The sequence below is a fragment of the Micromonospora sp. NPDC049107 genome (genome assembly GCF_040648595.1).
Taxonomy (GTDB): domain Bacteria; phylum Actinomycetota; class Actinomycetes; order Mycobacteriales; family Micromonosporaceae; genus Micromonospora.
In genome coordinates, this window is record NZ_JBEZEC010000012.1 from 116,462 (window position 1) to 131,574 (window position 15,113).

A 15,113-nucleotide genomic window follows, 5' to 3' on the forward strand; every position below is an offset into this window, starting at 1 on the left:
TGGACTCCCAGTCCTTCTTGTCTTCGTCCTTGGACTCCCAGTCCTTCTTGTCTTCGTCCTTGGACTCCCAGTCCTTCTTGTCTTCGTCCTTGGACTCCCAGTCCTTCTTGTCTTCGTCCTTGGACTTCCAGTCCTTCTTGTCCTCGTCCTTGGAGTCCCAGTCCTTCTTGCCTTCGTCGTCCTGGGCGTCCTGGCCGTGCTCCTCGCCCTTCCAGTCCTTGCTGTCCTCGTCCTCATAGGCGTCGGCGGCAGCGCCACCGCCCTGGCCGCCGGGCTGGGCGTCGCCGTGCTCACCCTTGCCCTTGTCGTCCTTGCCCTTGTCGTCCTTGCCCTTGTCGTCCTTGCCTTCGTCGCCCTTGCCTTCGTGGTCCTTGCCCTTGTCGTCCTTGCCGTGCTCGTCCTTGCCCTTGTCGTCGTCCTTGCCGTGCTCGTCCTTGCCCTTGTCGTCGTGGTCGTAGGAGTCGTCCTCCTCGCTCCACTCGCCGCGGTCCTCGCCCCGGTCGTCGCGCGCCGGCTTGAGCTTGACCTTGCCGGTGACCTTGGACCACACGTAGGCGTGCTCCTGGCGATCCGGGCAGATCTCGAGGAGCTTGACCTCGTCGCCGGCCTTCACGATGTGCGGCTTGGCGTAGACCTTGCCGTCCTCGTCGTGGTGACCGTCAGCGAACGCGATCCCTGGCGCGAACACCAGGAGGGACGCGCCACCGAGGGCGGCGCCCGCAACGACCTTCCCGAGCATCTTCTTAGCCATGACCTGCGTCACTCCATCCCTGTTGTCCTGAGCCCGGCGACAACCGAGCTAAGACCGACGTTAGACCGTTTCATGACTTATGAAGTGAAAGATTCGCGTTTTGACCTTTGCTGGTGGTAAGAGGCGAAGGAGTGATACGCGGCTTTCTTTGCCCGCCGTGCCGCGGCGGGCGCTCACCGCCCGGCCGGGTTGGTCGCGGCATTCCCGACCCGCCGCGCGCTACCAGTGAGGCTCGGCCGGTAACGGACGGCTGGCGCCGCCCGCGTCACCTCGGGGGTATCGTCCGAGTCGAGGGCGGCGGCGCATCGAGCCATTGCCATGGAAGCGCTCCCATGCAAGAATCGGCGCACGCGGTTTCGGGGGAGCCACACCGCGCAGGCGGGGCGTCGAGGGCATCCGGTTCACCGGACGACAACCGGCCGCCGATCGGTCGGCCACGCGCCGGCCAATCACCACCAACCACCACCACCGCCCGTCCGGGTCGGGCACCCCAAAGAATCCCGTGGCGCCGGAGGCCGTCCGTGCAGGACGCCCGCCGGGCCGTCTCGCCGGGCCGAACGCGGGCCCGGTCTCGCCCAAGGAGATCAGTGGCATGAATGTGTGGAGAAGGCTGTCCGGCCCCCGCCGGACCCTCGCGCTCGCCGGCGCGGGCGTTCTGGTCGCCGGCGGGCTGGTGACGATCCCGGTCACCGCGGCGCAGGCCGCGACGCAGTGCGACATCGCGTACACGACCAATGACTGGCAGGGTGGCTTCACCGCCAACATCACCATCAAGAACCTCGGCGACCCGGTCAACGGTTGGACGCTGGGCTGGACCTTCCCCAACTCCAGCCAGCGCGTGCAGCAGGGCTGGTCGGCCACGTACACCCAGTCCGGCAGCCAGGTCACGGCCCGCAGCATGTCCTACAACGGCACCCTCGCGACCGGCGCGTCGACGACCCTCGGGTTCAACGGAGCGTGGAGCGGCAGCAACCCGAAGCCGACCTCGTTCACCCTGAACGGTGTGGTCTGCAACGGTGGCACCGGCAACCCGACCACCCCGCCGCCCACCACGCCTCCGCCGACCACGCCTCCGCCCACCACGCCTCCCCCCACGACCCCGCCGCCCACGACGGGGCCGCCGCCGACCACCCCGCCCCCCGGTGTGAAGGTCGACAACCCGTACGCCGGTGTGCCCGGGTACGTGAACCCGGAGTGGAAGGCCAAGGCGGACGCCGAGCCCGGCGGTAGCCGCGTCTCGAACAACCCCACCGCCGTGTGGCTGGACCGGATCGCCGCGATCAACGGCACGCCGAACAGCAGCTCAAACGGGGCCTTCGGGGTGAAGGACCACCTGGACGAGGCGCTGCGCCAGGGCGCCGGTTACATCCAGTTCGTGATCTACAACCTGCCCGGCCGCGACTGCTCGGCGCTCTCCTCCAACGGTGAGCTGGGCCCGGACGAGCTGCCCCGGTACAAGTCCGAGTACATCGACCCGATCGCCGCGATCCAGTCCGACTCGAAGTACCGGAACATCCGGATCATCAACATCATCGAGATCGACTCGCTGCCGAACATCGTGACCAACACCTCGGGTCAGCCCGGCGGCACGGTCATGTGCGACACGGTCAAGGCCAACGGCGCGTACGTCAACGGTGTCGGCTACGCCCTCGCCAAGCTGGGCGCGATCGGTAACGTCTACAACTACATCGACGCCGGCCACCACGGCTGGCTCGGCTGGGACTCCAACTTCGGCCCGACCGCCGAGATCCTGAAGACCGCCGCTGTCGCCTCCGGCAGCACGGTCAACAACGTGCACGGCTTTATCACCAACACCGCCAACTACTCGGCGCTCACCGAGCCGTACTTCAAGGTCACCGACAACGTGAACGGCCAGACGGTGCGGCAGTCCAAGTGGATCGACTGGAACTACTACGTCGACGAGCTGTCCTTCGCCCAGGCGTTCCGGACCAAGCTGGTGTCGTTGGGCTTCAACTCCAACATCGGCATGCTGATCGACACGTCCCGCAACGGCTGGGGCGGCGCCAACCGGCCCACCGGCCCGGGCGCGACGACCAGCGTCGACACGTACGTCAACGGTGGCCGGATCGACCGTCGGGCGCACGCCGGTAACTGGTGCAACCAGGCCGGCGCGGGTCTCGGCGAGCGGCCGCGGGCGAACCCGGCTACGGGCATCGACGCCTACGTCTGGGTGAAGCCTCCGGGCGAGTCGGACGGCTCCAGCTCGGAGATCCCGAACAACGAGGGCAAGGGCTTCGACCGGATGTGCGACCCGACGTACGGCGGTAACGCCCGCAACGGCAACAACCCGAGCGGGGCGCTGGGGAACGCGCCGATCTCCGGGGCGTGGTTCTCGGCCCAGTTCCGGGAGCTGATGCAGAACGCCTACCCGGCGCTCTGATCGGGTAGCTCACGTGCCAACCCGCCTCCGGCAGTAGGTGAGGCACTGCCGGGGGCAGGTTTCCCCGGGGTCCCCGGTCCGACCATCACGGTCGGGCCGGGGACCCCCCTTTTCCGCGTCTGTCCCGGGTCAGGGCACGGTGCGTTCGATCGCCGCGCGGCCGTGTTCGGCCAGGTCGCGGCGGGCCTTGTCCAGGTTCTCCGGGGTGAGGTCCTGCCCACGGGCCATCACCAGGTCCTCCGGTTCCCAGGGCTGCTCGCCGCCGGTACGGATGTTGTCGCCGCCCGCGCCGGTGCCCGTCCCGGTCGCGCCGGTCCCGGCGGCGTACGGGTCGCCGATCAGGTCGTCGGTGTCCGGGGCGAGGTCCGGCTGCCGCTCGCGGGGTTCGGTGAAGGTCGGCGTGTCGCGGTCGGGGCCACCCCCGGTCCGCAGCTCCGGGACGGTGCTGTCGTCGTCCACCGCAGCGGCCGTTTGCGGGCTCTCCTCCAGCGGTCGGCGGTCGCGATCGGTCATGGTGCTGCCTCCTGTGTCCGACACGGTGCCTGATCCCCGCCGCGTACCCCGTGCGCGGGTGCCCATGCGCGGCACCGGCGCCGTCCCGGTGGACGGCGTCGGCGGCGGACCGGGTTCAGTGGTCGGCTCGGGGCTCGTTCGCGGACGGCGCCTCCGCCGGCCGCAGCCACTGCCAGAGCAGCATGACCAGCCCGAAGGCGAGCATCACCAGGCCGGCCCACAGGTTGATGCGGACACCCTCGGCCTTGTCGATCTCGGCTCGACTGTCGAAGATGCCGATCAGCGTCACGATGATCCCGTACGCCACGAAGAGCCCACCGATCACGCGACGGATGTCGAACAGACGGGCGGCGGCGGAGCGGCGCTCCTCCGACTGCGTCTCGTCGATCAGCGGGTCCTGCGCCGGCTGGCCGTCGTTGCTCATCTGCCGACTCCTTTCCTAGAAGACCGGGATGTAGAAGAGTGCGGCCAGCGCGACCGCGACCAGGCCGAGCAGCACGGGGGAGCGGTACCAGACGGCGTCCCCGGCGAGCACGTCGCCCTTCAGGTCGACGCCGCCCATCCCGTAGACCAGCCCGCGCAGATCCTCGTCGCGCTTGGGCGCGGTGAGCGGGGTGAGGATGGCGGCGACCACCGCCACGGTGACGAACGCGATGCCGGCGCCCCAGAAGCTCTCCTCCAGGTCGGAGTTGAAGCCGATCACGCCGCCCTTGTAGAGCAGGTACGTCGCCAGCGACGCCAGGGTGCCGAGCAGCAGCGACCAGAAGCCCGCGAGGGCGCTCATCCGCTTCCAGAACATGCCGATGATGAAGGTGGCGAACAGCGGCGCGTTGAACAGTGAGAAGAGCGCCTGGATGTAGTTCATGATGTTGCTGAACCCGGAGGCGATGAACGCCGTCCCGATGCCGATCACCACGGCCGCGACGGTCGCCCACCGTCCGATCCGCAGGTAGTAGTCGTCGGACCGGCCGCGCCGGACGTACGACTGCCAGATGTCGTAGGTGAAGACGGTGTTGAAGCCGCTCACGTTGGCCGCCATGCCGGCCATGAACGACGCGAGCAGGCCGGTGACCGCCACCCCGAGCACGCCGTTGGGCAGCAGGTCCCGCATCAGCAGCGGGATGGCGTTGTTGTACTGCAGGTCGCCGCTCTCCGCGCCGAGGCCCTTGACCGTCACCAGGGCGACCAGGCCCGGGATGATCGTGACCAGCGGGATGAACAGCTTCGGGTACGCGGCGATGATCGGCGTACGTCGGGCGGCGCTCATGTTCTTGGCCGACAGGGCCCGCTGCACCTCGGCGAAGTTCGTCGTCCAGTAGCCGAACGAGAGCACGAAACCGAGGCCGAAGACGATGCCGATCCACTGCGCGCCGAGGGGGTTGTCGGTGCTGGCGGTGTCCTGCCAGGCGTGTAGACCCGCCTCGCCGAGCTTCGAGTCGCGGACCGCGTCCATCAGCCCACTCACGCCGCCGACCTTGACCAGACCGATCACGGTGACCGGGATGAGGCCGGCCAGGATGACGAAGAACTGGAGCACCTCGTTGTAGATGGCCCCGGACAGGCCACCGATGGTGATGTACGCCAGCACGATCGCCGCGCCGACCACGATCGCCGTCCAGAGCGGCCAGCCGAGCAGCGCCTGCATGACCAGGGCCAGCGCGTAGAGGTTCACACCGGCGATCAGCACCTGGGCGACGGCGAAGCTGAGCGCGTTCAGCAGGTGGGTCGGTCGGTTGAAGCGCAACCGCAGGTACTCGGGGACGCTGCGGACCTTGGAGCCGTAGTAGAAGGGCATCATCACGATGCCCAGGAAGACCATCGCCGGCACCGCGCCGATCCAGTAGTAGTGGACCGTCATGACGCCGTACTGGGCGCCGTTGGCCGCCATACCGATGATCTCCAGTGCCCCGAGGTTCGCCGAGACGAAGGCGAGGCCGGTCACCCAGGCCGGCAGGGAACGGCCGGAGAGGAAGAAGTCGACGCTGGTCCGGATCGCCCGGCGGGCGGCGAAGCCGACTCCGAGGACGGTGACGAAGTACAGCGCGAGGATCAGATAGTCCAGCCCGTTCATGTTGAGCCGGAGGCCGCCGCCGTCCATCTCGTCACCCCTCGTCCGACGTGGGCACCGCATTCGATGCGCGCGCCCTATTACCCGCTCCGCGAGGTTTCACGCCTCTGCGTCGCCGGCGGTGTGTTCGCCCCCACTCGTGCGATGTCGGTGCGCGCGAAGGGGCGCCCCCACCCGTAGGCCGGAGCGCCCCTTGCGATCGTGTTGTTTCAGCGACCCAGAACGCGGTCCAGGAAGTCCCGGTAGTTACGGACCGCCATGCGCAGTTGCTCGGTGTCCGCCGAGCCGGCGTCCTGCCAGCCGCCCAGCGTGTTCTTCTGCGCCGCGAGCGCCGAGGCGAGTGCCTGAATGGCCTCCTCGACCAGGGCCTGCGCCTCGCCCGCCGCGGCGGAAGGATCGTCGACGAACCGTAGTTGCACGTCCCGCCAGCGGTCCCGGAAACCCTGTGCGGTGTCCCCGTCCAGGAGCGTGGCCGCGTCGGTGGCGACGGTCGAACCGGCGGGTCGCGAGGTGCCGGCCGACTCCAGTGAGGTCGAGGTGCCCTCGGTCGCGACCGGGTCGCCGTCCGCGTCCGGGTCCACCAGCTCCGGCGACGCGCTGCCGTAGCCGGCCGCGCCCGCCGTGGCCGCGTCCGGATCGCCAGCCCAATCGGTCAGGTCGCTTCGACGCTCCGGCGCGCCCTCCGTGCTCCCCGGCACGACGACGGTTCGCGCGCTGTCGGTCCCGTCCCGTCGGTCGTCGATGTCCACGTCGGCCGCCTCGTCGGCGTCCGGTGTCGGGTCAACGTCGGTCTCCGCGAAGCCGTCGCGGCGGTGCAGTTCGGCGGTGGGGTCGGCGCGCAGGCCCTCCCGCTCGCCGTCCTCGGCGCCGTCGCCCGGCGCGGCGGTCCGCTCGGCCCGCGGGTCGGGCTGGTCCTGTGGGCGTGGGCTGGCCAGGGCGGACGCGGCCACCGCGTCGGCGACCGTGGTGGCGCCGAACGCGGTCGGCAGCGGACCCGGCTCGTGGAAGTCACCCTCGTCGTCGGCCCGGTCATGGCGAACGCTCGGATCGGTGCCATTGGCCCGCTCGTGGTCGGTGGTCGGGACGTCGTCGGCGCTCCGCTCGTCGCCGATGGTCGGATCGTCGAAGGTGCCCCGGTCGTCCAGGGAGTCCTCGGGTACGTCCGAGTGGGCGGCCCGGTCACCGGTCGGCGGGACCGGCACCGGCGCGGACCGGACGGCCTCCGGATGGTCGTTGCTCACCTGCTGCTCTTCGTGGCGCATCGGTGGCCTCCTCAGCGGCTCGTGGCGTCGTGCGGAGTGTCCGGGTGGGAACGCTGTTCGGGCGTGCGCTGACCGACGGGCTCCTCGCCGAGCAGGTCGGCGAAGAGGGCCCGGTAGTGCACGACCGCCTGACGCAGTTCCTCGGTGGTCGCCTCACCCCGCGAGTTGCGCAGGTGGATCTCGTGCGCGTCCCGGTAGTTGGTCAGGGTGCGGGCGTGCTCGACGGAGAGGTGGGCGATCTGGTCGGAGAAGTCACCGGTCGGGTAGCCCTGCTCCTCGATGAGTCGGGTGACCAGTTCGTCCGCGTCGCCCACGGTCTCACCCGGCGAGTCGATGAAGCGGATCTGGAGCTCCTCCCAGGCGGCGGCGTACCGCGCCCGCGACTCCGGGCTGAGCGGGGTGAGCGTGAGCTCGGCGTGCCGGCGCTCCCGGTCGCGTAGCTCACGCTCCGCGGCGGACCGGCTCTCCTGCTCCTGCACCACCCGGTCGTACTCCGGTCCGAACCGGCTCTGCAGCGCGCGGCGGCGACCGATCGTCCGGACGGCCACGGCGATCGCCGCGATGATCACCAGCACGACGAGCACGATGACGACTATCTGCGTGGGCGACATGGGCTCCTCCTTCGTCATCTGGTATTCCCTCCGCGTACTGATCGCCAATCCCGATCCGGGGGACTTTCCTCGCCGATCGCGGTCCGACGTGGCGGTAGCTGACAGAAACCTGACTCATTCCAGATAGTCCGAGTGGGTGGACTGGCCCCCGTCGTGCGGCGTCGCCCCCGACGTCTGATCCTTTCCGGCCCAGCACCAGCGCCCGGGGGAGCGCGACAGCGGGGCGCTCCCCGTACTCGCGAGGGCGCGCTCCGCAGCCCGGATGCCGTCCGACGGCGGTAGTGCAACCGGGCGTGATTACGTATCCTGCCCAAGGCGCGCGCGCCGGTGCCCGGCCCGACGACCGGGTACGCGACCGGCGAGCGCGCTGCCCGGCGGTGCCGGCGCCCCTCCTGCCACCCTTGACGGGCGAGGTCTGATGAGAACCCGCGACTGGCCTATCCGCTCGAAGCTGACCGCATTGGTCGTCGCGCCGGTGTCCGCGCTCCTCGCGCTGTGGATCTTCGCGACGACGTTGACCTTCGGGCCCGCCCTGAACCTGCTCTCCGCGCGGACCCTCCTCTACGACCTGGGCCGCCCCGGCGAGGTGGTGGTGACCGAGCTGCAACGCGAGCGTCGTCTCTCGGTGGTGCAGCTCGCCGGCGACACCGAACTGCCCGCGTTGGCCGAGCAGCGCCTGCGTACCGACCGGGCGGTCGCCGAGCTGCGTCGCCGGGTCGACGGGGAGGCGCTGCGCTCCGCCGCCGACGACCTGCTGGAGGACCGCGTCGACCGGCTGGTCACCGCCCTGGCGGCGCTGCCGACCGGGCGGGACTTCATCGACGACGGGATGATGGACCGCGCGGGCGCGATCGGCCTCTACAGCGGCATGGTCTCGGCGGCCTTCCAGGCGTTCTCCGCCCTGGCGAGCCTGAGTGACCCCGGCATCAACCGGCAGGCGCTGGCCCTCACCACGCTGGGCCGGTCCCGCGAGCTGCTGGGCCAGACGGACGCGATGCTGGCCGGTGTGCTGACCGCCGGGAAGTTCGGCAACGGGGAGCACGCGCTGCTCGTGCAGACCATCGGCAACCAGCGATGGCTCACCGAGAGCGCGGTGGCCGACCTGCCCGAAACCGCGCGCGCCGCGTACCAGCGGCTCACCGAGAGTCCCGACTTCACCAGCCTGCGGGCCATGCAGGACGCGCTGATCGGCGCCAACCGGTCCGGTCGGCCACCGGTGGACGCCGCGGCGTGGCAGGCCAGCCACGACGCCGTACAGCAGGAGTTGCGCGACTTCGAGCTGGCCGAGGCCGACAACCTCACCGACCGCTCGGTGCCGATGGCGGTCGGGATCCTGGTCCGGCTCGCCGCCGCCGGGGTGCTCGGTCTCGTCGCCGTGGTGGTCTCGGTGCTGGTGGCGCTGCGGGTCGGCCGCACCCTGGTCCGGCGGCTCAGCGGAGTCCGTACCGCCGCCCTCGAACTGGCCGAGCACCGGCTGCCCGACGTGGTGGCCCGGCTGCGTCGCGGCGAGCACGTCGACGTCGCCCGGGAGGCGCCACCCCTGGAGTACGGCCACGACGAGATCGGCGAGGTCGGGCGGGCCTTCACCGAGGTGCAGCGCACCGCCGTCCAGGCGGCCGTGGACGAGGTCACCCTGCGCCGGGGGCTCAACGAGGTGTTCCTCAACATCGCCCGCCGCAGCCAGGGCCTGGTGCACCGGCAGTTGCACCTGCTGGACCGGATGGAGCGACGCGCCGAGGACCCGGACGAGCTGGCCGAGCTGTTCCAGGTGGACCACCTGGCCACCCGGCTCCGCCGGCACGCCGAGGACCTGGTCATCCTGGCCGGCTCCGCGCCGGGCCGGGGGTGGCGCCACCCGGTCGCGATGGTCGACCTGGTCCGGGGGGCGATCAGCGAGGTCGAGGCGTACGACCGGGTGGACATCACCGTCGTACAGCCGGCCGGTGTGCTGGGCCGGGCGGTGGGCGACATCATCCACCTGCTCGCCGAGCTGGTCGAGAACGCCACCGCCTTCTCCCCGCCGGACACGCGGGTGACCATCACCGGGGAGCAGGTCGCCGACGGGTACGTCCTGTCGGTCACCGATCAGGGGCTGGGCATGTCTGCCACCGCGCTCGAGAACGCCAACACCCGGCTGACCAGCTCGCCCGAGTTCGATCCGGCGCAGAGCGCCCGCCTCGGTCTGTTCGTGGTGGCCCGGCTGGCGGCGCGGCACTCCGTACGCGTGCGACTGCGGTCCCCCGAGGACGGCGGCGTCACCGCCGTGGTGCTGATCCCCACCGACCTGGTCACCGCCGAGCCACCGGCCGGCCCCGATCCGGCGTCGCTCGACGCCGCGCCCGGTGACCGGCGACTGACCCGACCCGTACGCCGGACGACGGCGCCCCGGTCGCGCGCCGGTCGTACCACCTCGGCCCCGGTCGTCACCAGTGACCCGCCCACCCTCGTTCTGCCCACGGGCCCGGCGTCCGATCTGCCGGCCGCCACGGACGAGCCGCCCTCCGACGGGGCGGCGGACGACCTGGAGGGGCTGCCCCGGCGGGTACGGCGACGTACCCCCAACGCCCTGCCCCGGCCCACCGCCGCCGACACGCCGTCGCCCCGCTCGCCGGAGGAGGTACGCCGGGTGATGGCGTCCCTGCAGGCCGGCACCGCCCGGGGTCGGGCGACGGTGGTCGCCCCGGCGGGCCCGACCCACGCCCCCGCGCCTCCGCCCTCCGCAGCGCCGGCGATCCCGGCCGCTGCGCCGACGGCGGTCCCGGCTCAGCGATCCGTGGCGACCCCGGAGACCGGGTCCGCCGCCGATTCGGGATCCTCCGCGCCCCCGAAGGCCATCGAACCGACAGTGACTGAGAGGGACGCCTAGTGCGGGAAACGACGAAGCAGAGCGCCAGCCTCGACTGGTTGCTCGACGAGCTGGTGCAGCGGGTGCCGGCCGCCCGGGAGGCGGTCGTGCTCTCCGCCGACGGACTACTGCTCGGCTCCTCGGCCGAGTTGGAACGCGCCGACGCCGAGCACCTCTGCGCGCTCGCCGCCGGCTTCTCCAGCCTGGCTCGGGGCGCGAGCCACCACGTGGACGGTGGCCCGGTCCGGCAGACCGTGGTGGAGATGGAATCGGCGTACCTCTTCGTCACCACCGCCGGCCAGGGCGCCTGCCTGGCCGTGGTGAGCGACGCGGACGCGGACATCGGCCTGGTCGCGTACGAGATGGCGATGCTGGTCATTCGGGTGGGGGAGAACCTGACCGCGTCGGCCCGACCGGCCGCGGACGCCGGTGATGCGGGCTGAGCCGCCCGGCCCCCAGCACGAGTGGCTGGACGGCGACGCGGGCCCGGTGGTCCGCCCTTACACGCTCACCGGCGGCCGGGTGCGCTCCGCCGCCGGTGGCTTCGACCTGGTCGCGTTCGTGTTGGCCGCCGCGGACGTCGACCCGGCGGCCCAGCCGCAGTTGCCGCCGGAGCACCGGCGGTTGGTCGCGTTGGCCGGTCACCCGGTGTCGGTGGCCGAGCTGGCGGCCGAGCTGGACCTCGCGGTCGGCGTGATCCGGGTGCTGCTGGGCGACCTCCTCGCGCAGGGCCTGGTCGCGGTGCACGAGCCGCCGGCCAGCCGCGATCTTCCCAACGACGACATCCTCAAGGCGGTGGTCAGTGGACTCCGTGCGCTATGACCAGGCGGGCTCAGCCCTCACCGTTCCGCTGGCACTGAAGATCCTCATCGCGGGGGGCTTCGGCGCCGGCAAGACGACGCTGGTGAGCGCGTTGAGCGAGGTCCGGCCGTTGCAGACCGAGGAGGTGCTGACCGACGCCGGCATCGGCACCGACGACCTCTCGGGGGTGGAGGGCAAGACGACCACCACCGTGGCGATGGACTTCGGCCGGATCACCATCAACGACGACCTCCAGGTGTACCTGTTCGGCACCCCCGGCCAGGACCGGTTCTGGTTCCTCTGGGACGAGCTGGCCTTCGGCGCGCTCGGCGCGGTGGTGCTCGCCGACACCCGGCGGCTGGCCGACTGCTTCCCGTCGATCGACTACTTCGAGCAGCGTGGCATCCCGTTCGTGGTGGGGGTGAACTGTTTCGAGGACACCCGTCGCTTCGACCTGGAGACCGTACGCCGAGCGCTCGACCTGGACCCGGACGTGCCGATGGTGCTCTGCGACGCCCGGGACCGGCAGTCCGGCAAGCTGGTGTTGATCTCCTTGGTCGAGCACGTGGCCCGGCAGCGCGGCGAGCCGGTGGCGGCCTCCTGAACCGTCACCGCGGGTCCGGCGGACCGCGCCGGCGTCGAAAAGCCGGTTAGCCGGTCGGCTTCCTGGGCAGCTCTGGTTGGATCTACTCCAGGATGTCGGCGAAGGGGTGCAGCGTGACTGGTCCGGGCGAGATCGTCCACATCGGGGGTTACACCGCGCAGAGCGGCGGGCGGGCGGACGGCATCGTCGCCGCACGCCGTGACCCGGCCACCGGAGCACTGACCCCGCTCGGCACGGTGGCGGTCACGCCGTCGCCGTCGTTCCTCGCGCGGCACCCCACGCGGCCGGTGCTCTACGCGGTCAACGAGTTGACCGACGGTCTGGTCAGCGCCTGGCAGGTCTCCTCGGACGGCGCGTTGGACGCGCTCGGCAGCTTCTCGACCGGCGGCGCCGAGCCCTGCCACCTGGCGGTGCTGCCCGACGGTGGGCACCTGGTGGCGGCCAACTACGGCAGCGGAAGCGTCGCGGTCTTCCCGCTCGACGAGCAGGGCGTGCCCAGCGAGCGCACCGATCTCGTGGTGCACGAGGGCCACGGCGCCGACCCGGAACGCCAGGAGCGGGCGCACGCCCACATGGTCTCTCCGGGCCGTGACCGGGAGCCCCTGCTGGCGGTGGACCTCGGCACCGACTCGGTCTACCGGTACGACCTGGACAACGCGAGCGGGCGGCTGGTGCCGCGCGGACCGCGGATGCGTACGGCGCCGGGCGTCGGGCCCCGGCACCTGGCCCGTCACCCCGACGGCCGGCGCTGCTACCTGGTCGGCGAGTTGGATGCCACGGTCACCGCGTACGAGCTGTCCGAGGACGGGTCACTGCACCAGCGTGGCCGGGTCGACGCCAGCGGGCGGACCGGTCACGTGCAGCCCTCGGAGGTCGCTGTCGACCCGGACGGGCGTCTGCTCTACGTCGCGAACCGCGGTATCGGCACCATCGCCGTCTTCGACCTGACCGGTGAGCTGCCCGCGCTGGTGTCCGAGGTGGACACCGGCGGGGAGTGGCCGCGACACTTCGCGCTGATCGGCGAGCATCTCTACGTCGCCGACGAGCGGGCGGACCTGGTGCGGGTGTTGCGACGTGACCCGAGCACGGGCGTACCGGCTCCGGTGGGTGAGCCCGTACCGCTGGCGAGCCCGACGTGCGTCCTGCCGTGAGCGGACGGAATGACGGAAGCGAATGCGAGAGCGCGACAGGTTTGGCAACGCCGTGGGGCCGATTCATCACTCTCTGTTGCTAAATGGTGATCAACTGTTTCTCCTGCGTAACTTTAGTCCGAACGGATGTGGCAGAGACGGCACCTAATACGCAAGATGGTCAGCGTGTCTGCAGGCCGCCATCGAATGCGTTCGAAACTCCATCTAGCAGCCGCCGCCGCGACGGCGACGGTTCTCGTCGTCACCACCGGCGTCTGGTTCGGTTACAAGGAGCTGATCCAGCCAAGCTGTTCAGGGGAGATCCGACTCGCCGTGGCGGTCGCCACCGAGCTCGCGCCCGCGGTGGACGCCGCCGCCTCGCAGTGGGTGAAGGACGGCGCCGCGGTCGGCCCCACCTGCATCCGCGTCGATGTCTCGGCATCCGACCCGGTTGACGTGGCCGCCGTGGTGGCCGCCAAGCACGGTGCCGTACTCGCCGGCGTCGGCCAGGCCAGCGGCACGGCCGTCACCCCGGACGTCTGGGTGCCGGACTCCTCGACCTGGCTGCTGCGTCTCAAGAAGGACGCCACGGCGTTCGCGCCGACCAACGGCGCCTCCATCGCGCGCAGCCCCGTCGTCGTGGCGATGCCCGAGCCGGTGGCGACGCGGCTCGGCTGGCCCAACGCCAAGTTCACCTGGGCCGATCTGCTCAAGCAGGTCAACAGCAGCAAGCCGTTGCGGACCGGGATCGTCGAGCCGACCCGGGACGCGGCCGGGCTGTCCGGCCTGCTCTCGCTGACCACGGCCGCCAGTGGCGCGGGCGGCGACGCCCAGCGCAACACCGTGGGCGCGCTGCGGGCGCTGGCCACCGGTCGCTCCTCGCTCCGCAACGACCTCCTCGCCCGCTTCCCGACCGCCACGGACCCGACCTCCATCGCGAGCGCTCTCGGTGCGGCGGCGCTGTCCGAGGAAGACGTGATCGCGTACAACAGCAAGAAGCCTCCGGTGCCGCTCGCCGCGCTCTACATGGAGCCGGCGCCGATGCCGCTGGACTACCCGTACGCGGTGCTGCCCGGCATCGAGCCGACCAAGGCGGCGGCGGCGAAGGTGCTGTACGAGCTGCTCACCGCGCCGAAGTTCCGGGACCGCCTGGCGGCGCAGTCGCTGCGCGGGCCGGACGGCAACTGGGGTGCCGGCTTCAACGCCCCGCAGGGCGCGCCGAGCCCGGCCGGTGGCGCGTCGACCGCCCCGGCGGCCGGCGGCACCGCGGCGGGCGGGTTGGACCCGGCCGCGATACAGCGCGTTGTGTCCAGTTGGTCGATCGCCACCCAGTCCGGCCGGATGCTCGCCGTCATCGACGTCTCCGGCTCGATGAAGGACGAGGTGCCCAGCGCCAACAACCGCAGCCGGGAGGAGGTCACCGTCGACGCGGCCCGGCGCGGCCTCGGGCTCTTCGACGACTCCTGGTCCATCGGTCTGTGGACCTTCTCCACGAAGCTGGTCGGCAACCGCGACTACCGGGAACTGGTGCCGATCGGACCGCTCTCCGGCCAGCGGGCCCAGTTGGAGGGGGCGCTCGCCACCGTCAAGCCGTCCAACGGTGACACCGGCCTGTACGACACGATGCTGGCCGCGTACCAGGCGGTGCAGGAGGACTGGCAGCCCGGCCGGGTCAACTCGATCGTGCTGTTCACCGACGGCAAGAACGAGGACGACAACGGCATCAACCAGCAGCAGCTGCTCGCCAAGCTCAAGCAGATCGCCGATCCGGAGCGGCCGGTGCAGGTCATCATGATCGGTATCGGCGAGGGCGTCAGCAAGGCCGAACTGGAGTCGATCACGAAGGTGACCGGCGGGGACGTCTTCGTCACCAAGGACCCGAGCGAGATCGGCAGCATCTTCCTCACCGCCATCGCGCGGCGTCCGCCAGCCCCGCGCTGAGCCGCCACTGAGCAAATGGAACCCGCCGTACCGGCTCACCGGTACGGCGGGTTCCTTTTGTGGCCAGGGGATTGAAGAAAAGTGACGGCAATACGTCGGAAGCAATCGGCAGTCATAGTTGTCAGGGCAGGATGTCGACGTGTTCCGGCAATATCGGTCCGCCTTCGGCCCGACCCGTCGGCCGGG

General features: G+C 70.9%; 12 protein-coding genes and 1 pseudogene. 7 read left to right on the forward strand and 6 right to left on the reverse strand.

Annotated elements, in window-relative coordinates:
• A pseudogene (locus tag AB0B55_RS27035) lies at nucleotides 1-751 on the reverse strand (hypothetical protein); the annotation flags it as partial.
• A gap of 592 nt (nucleotides 752-1,343) precedes the next feature.
• Between AB0B55_RS27035 and AB0B55_RS27040 the strand changes: the two are divergent.
• Entirely contained in the window at nucleotides 1,344-3,152 is a 1,809-nt protein-coding gene (locus AB0B55_RS27040) for a glycoside hydrolase family 6 protein (RefSeq protein ID WP_357134213.1), read from the forward strand.
• A gap of 129 nt (nucleotides 3,153-3,281) precedes the next feature.
• Here AB0B55_RS27040 and AB0B55_RS27045 read toward each other — a convergent pair whose 3' ends face one another.
• The 5 genes from AB0B55_RS27045 to AB0B55_RS27065 all read right to left on the reverse strand — a co-directional run bounded on the left by AB0B55_RS27045 (nucleotide 3,282) and on the right by AB0B55_RS27065 (nucleotide 7,606).
• Nucleotides 3,282-3,665: a hypothetical protein gene (locus AB0B55_RS27045; protein ID WP_357134215.1), complete on the reverse strand. Its 384-nt coding sequence runs from the start codon at nucleotides 3,663-3,665 to the stop codon at nucleotides 3,282-3,284.
• A gap of 115 nt (nucleotides 3,666-3,780) precedes the next feature.
• Nucleotides 3,781-4,089 carry a hypothetical protein gene (locus tag AB0B55_RS27050; protein WP_357174639.1) on the reverse strand — a complete coding sequence of 103 codons (309 nt, stop codon included), beginning with the start codon at nucleotides 4,087-4,089 and terminating at the stop codon, nucleotides 3,781-3,783.
• Nucleotides 4,090-4,104: 15 nt separating this feature from the next.
• Entirely contained in the window at nucleotides 4,105-5,763 is a 1,659-nt protein-coding gene (locus AB0B55_RS27055) for a sodium:solute symporter family protein (protein WP_357174641.1), read from the reverse strand.
• A gap of 179 nt (nucleotides 5,764-5,942) precedes the next feature.
• Nucleotides 5,943-6,995, reverse strand: a complete 1,053-nt coding sequence (locus AB0B55_RS27060) for a hypothetical protein (RefSeq protein ID WP_357174644.1) — start codon at nucleotides 6,993-6,995, stop codon at nucleotides 5,943-5,945.
• Nucleotides 6,996-7,006: 11 nt separating this feature from the next.
• Nucleotides 7,007-7,606: a hypothetical protein gene (locus AB0B55_RS27065; RefSeq protein ID WP_357174805.1), complete on the reverse strand. Its 600-nt coding sequence runs from the start codon at nucleotides 7,604-7,606 to the stop codon at nucleotides 7,007-7,009.
• Between the two features lie 418 nt (nucleotides 7,607-8,024).
• On the opposite strand from AB0B55_RS27065, the gene AB0B55_RS27070 reads away from it, so the two are divergent.
• From AB0B55_RS27070 to AB0B55_RS27095, 6 genes are all read left to right on the forward strand, one after another.
• The gene (locus AB0B55_RS27070) at nucleotides 8,025-10,472 is read left to right on the forward strand and encodes a nitrate- and nitrite sensing domain-containing protein (RefSeq protein WP_357174647.1); all 2,448 of its coding nucleotides are present in this window, start codon (nucleotides 8,025-8,027) and stop codon (nucleotides 10,470-10,472) included.
• Nucleotides 10,472-10,894 (forward strand): roadblock/LC7 domain-containing protein, encoded by a 423-nt coding sequence (locus AB0B55_RS27075; protein ID WP_357174650.1) that lies wholly within the window; start codon nucleotides 10,472-10,474, stop codon nucleotides 10,892-10,894. Before AB0B55_RS27070 ends, AB0B55_RS27075 begins: the two co-directional genes overlap by 1 nt.
• The gene (locus AB0B55_RS27080) at nucleotides 10,884-11,273 is read left to right on the forward strand and encodes a DUF742 domain-containing protein (protein WP_357134227.1); all 390 of its coding nucleotides are present in this window, start codon (nucleotides 10,884-10,886) and stop codon (nucleotides 11,271-11,273) included. Before AB0B55_RS27075 ends, AB0B55_RS27080 begins: the two co-directional genes overlap by 11 nt.
• The gene (locus AB0B55_RS27085) at nucleotides 11,254-11,856 is read left to right on the forward strand and encodes an ATP/GTP-binding protein (RefSeq protein ID WP_357134229.1); all 603 of its coding nucleotides are present in this window, start codon (nucleotides 11,254-11,256) and stop codon (nucleotides 11,854-11,856) included. The genes AB0B55_RS27080 and AB0B55_RS27085 overlap by 20 nt, the downstream gene beginning before the upstream one ends.
• A gap of 113 nt (nucleotides 11,857-11,969) precedes the next feature.
• Complete coding sequence (locus AB0B55_RS27090) at nucleotides 11,970-13,007, forward strand: lactonase family protein (RefSeq protein ID WP_357134231.1); 1,038 nt, start codon at nucleotides 11,970-11,972, stop codon at nucleotides 13,005-13,007.
• 165 nt (nucleotides 13,008-13,172) lie between these two features.
• The gene (locus AB0B55_RS27095; RefSeq protein WP_357134233.1) at nucleotides 13,173-14,927 is read left to right on the forward strand and encodes a substrate-binding domain-containing protein; all 1,755 of its coding nucleotides are present in this window, start codon (nucleotides 13,173-13,175) and stop codon (nucleotides 14,925-14,927) included.
• The last annotated feature ends 186 nt before the right edge of the window (nucleotides 14,928-15,113 follow it).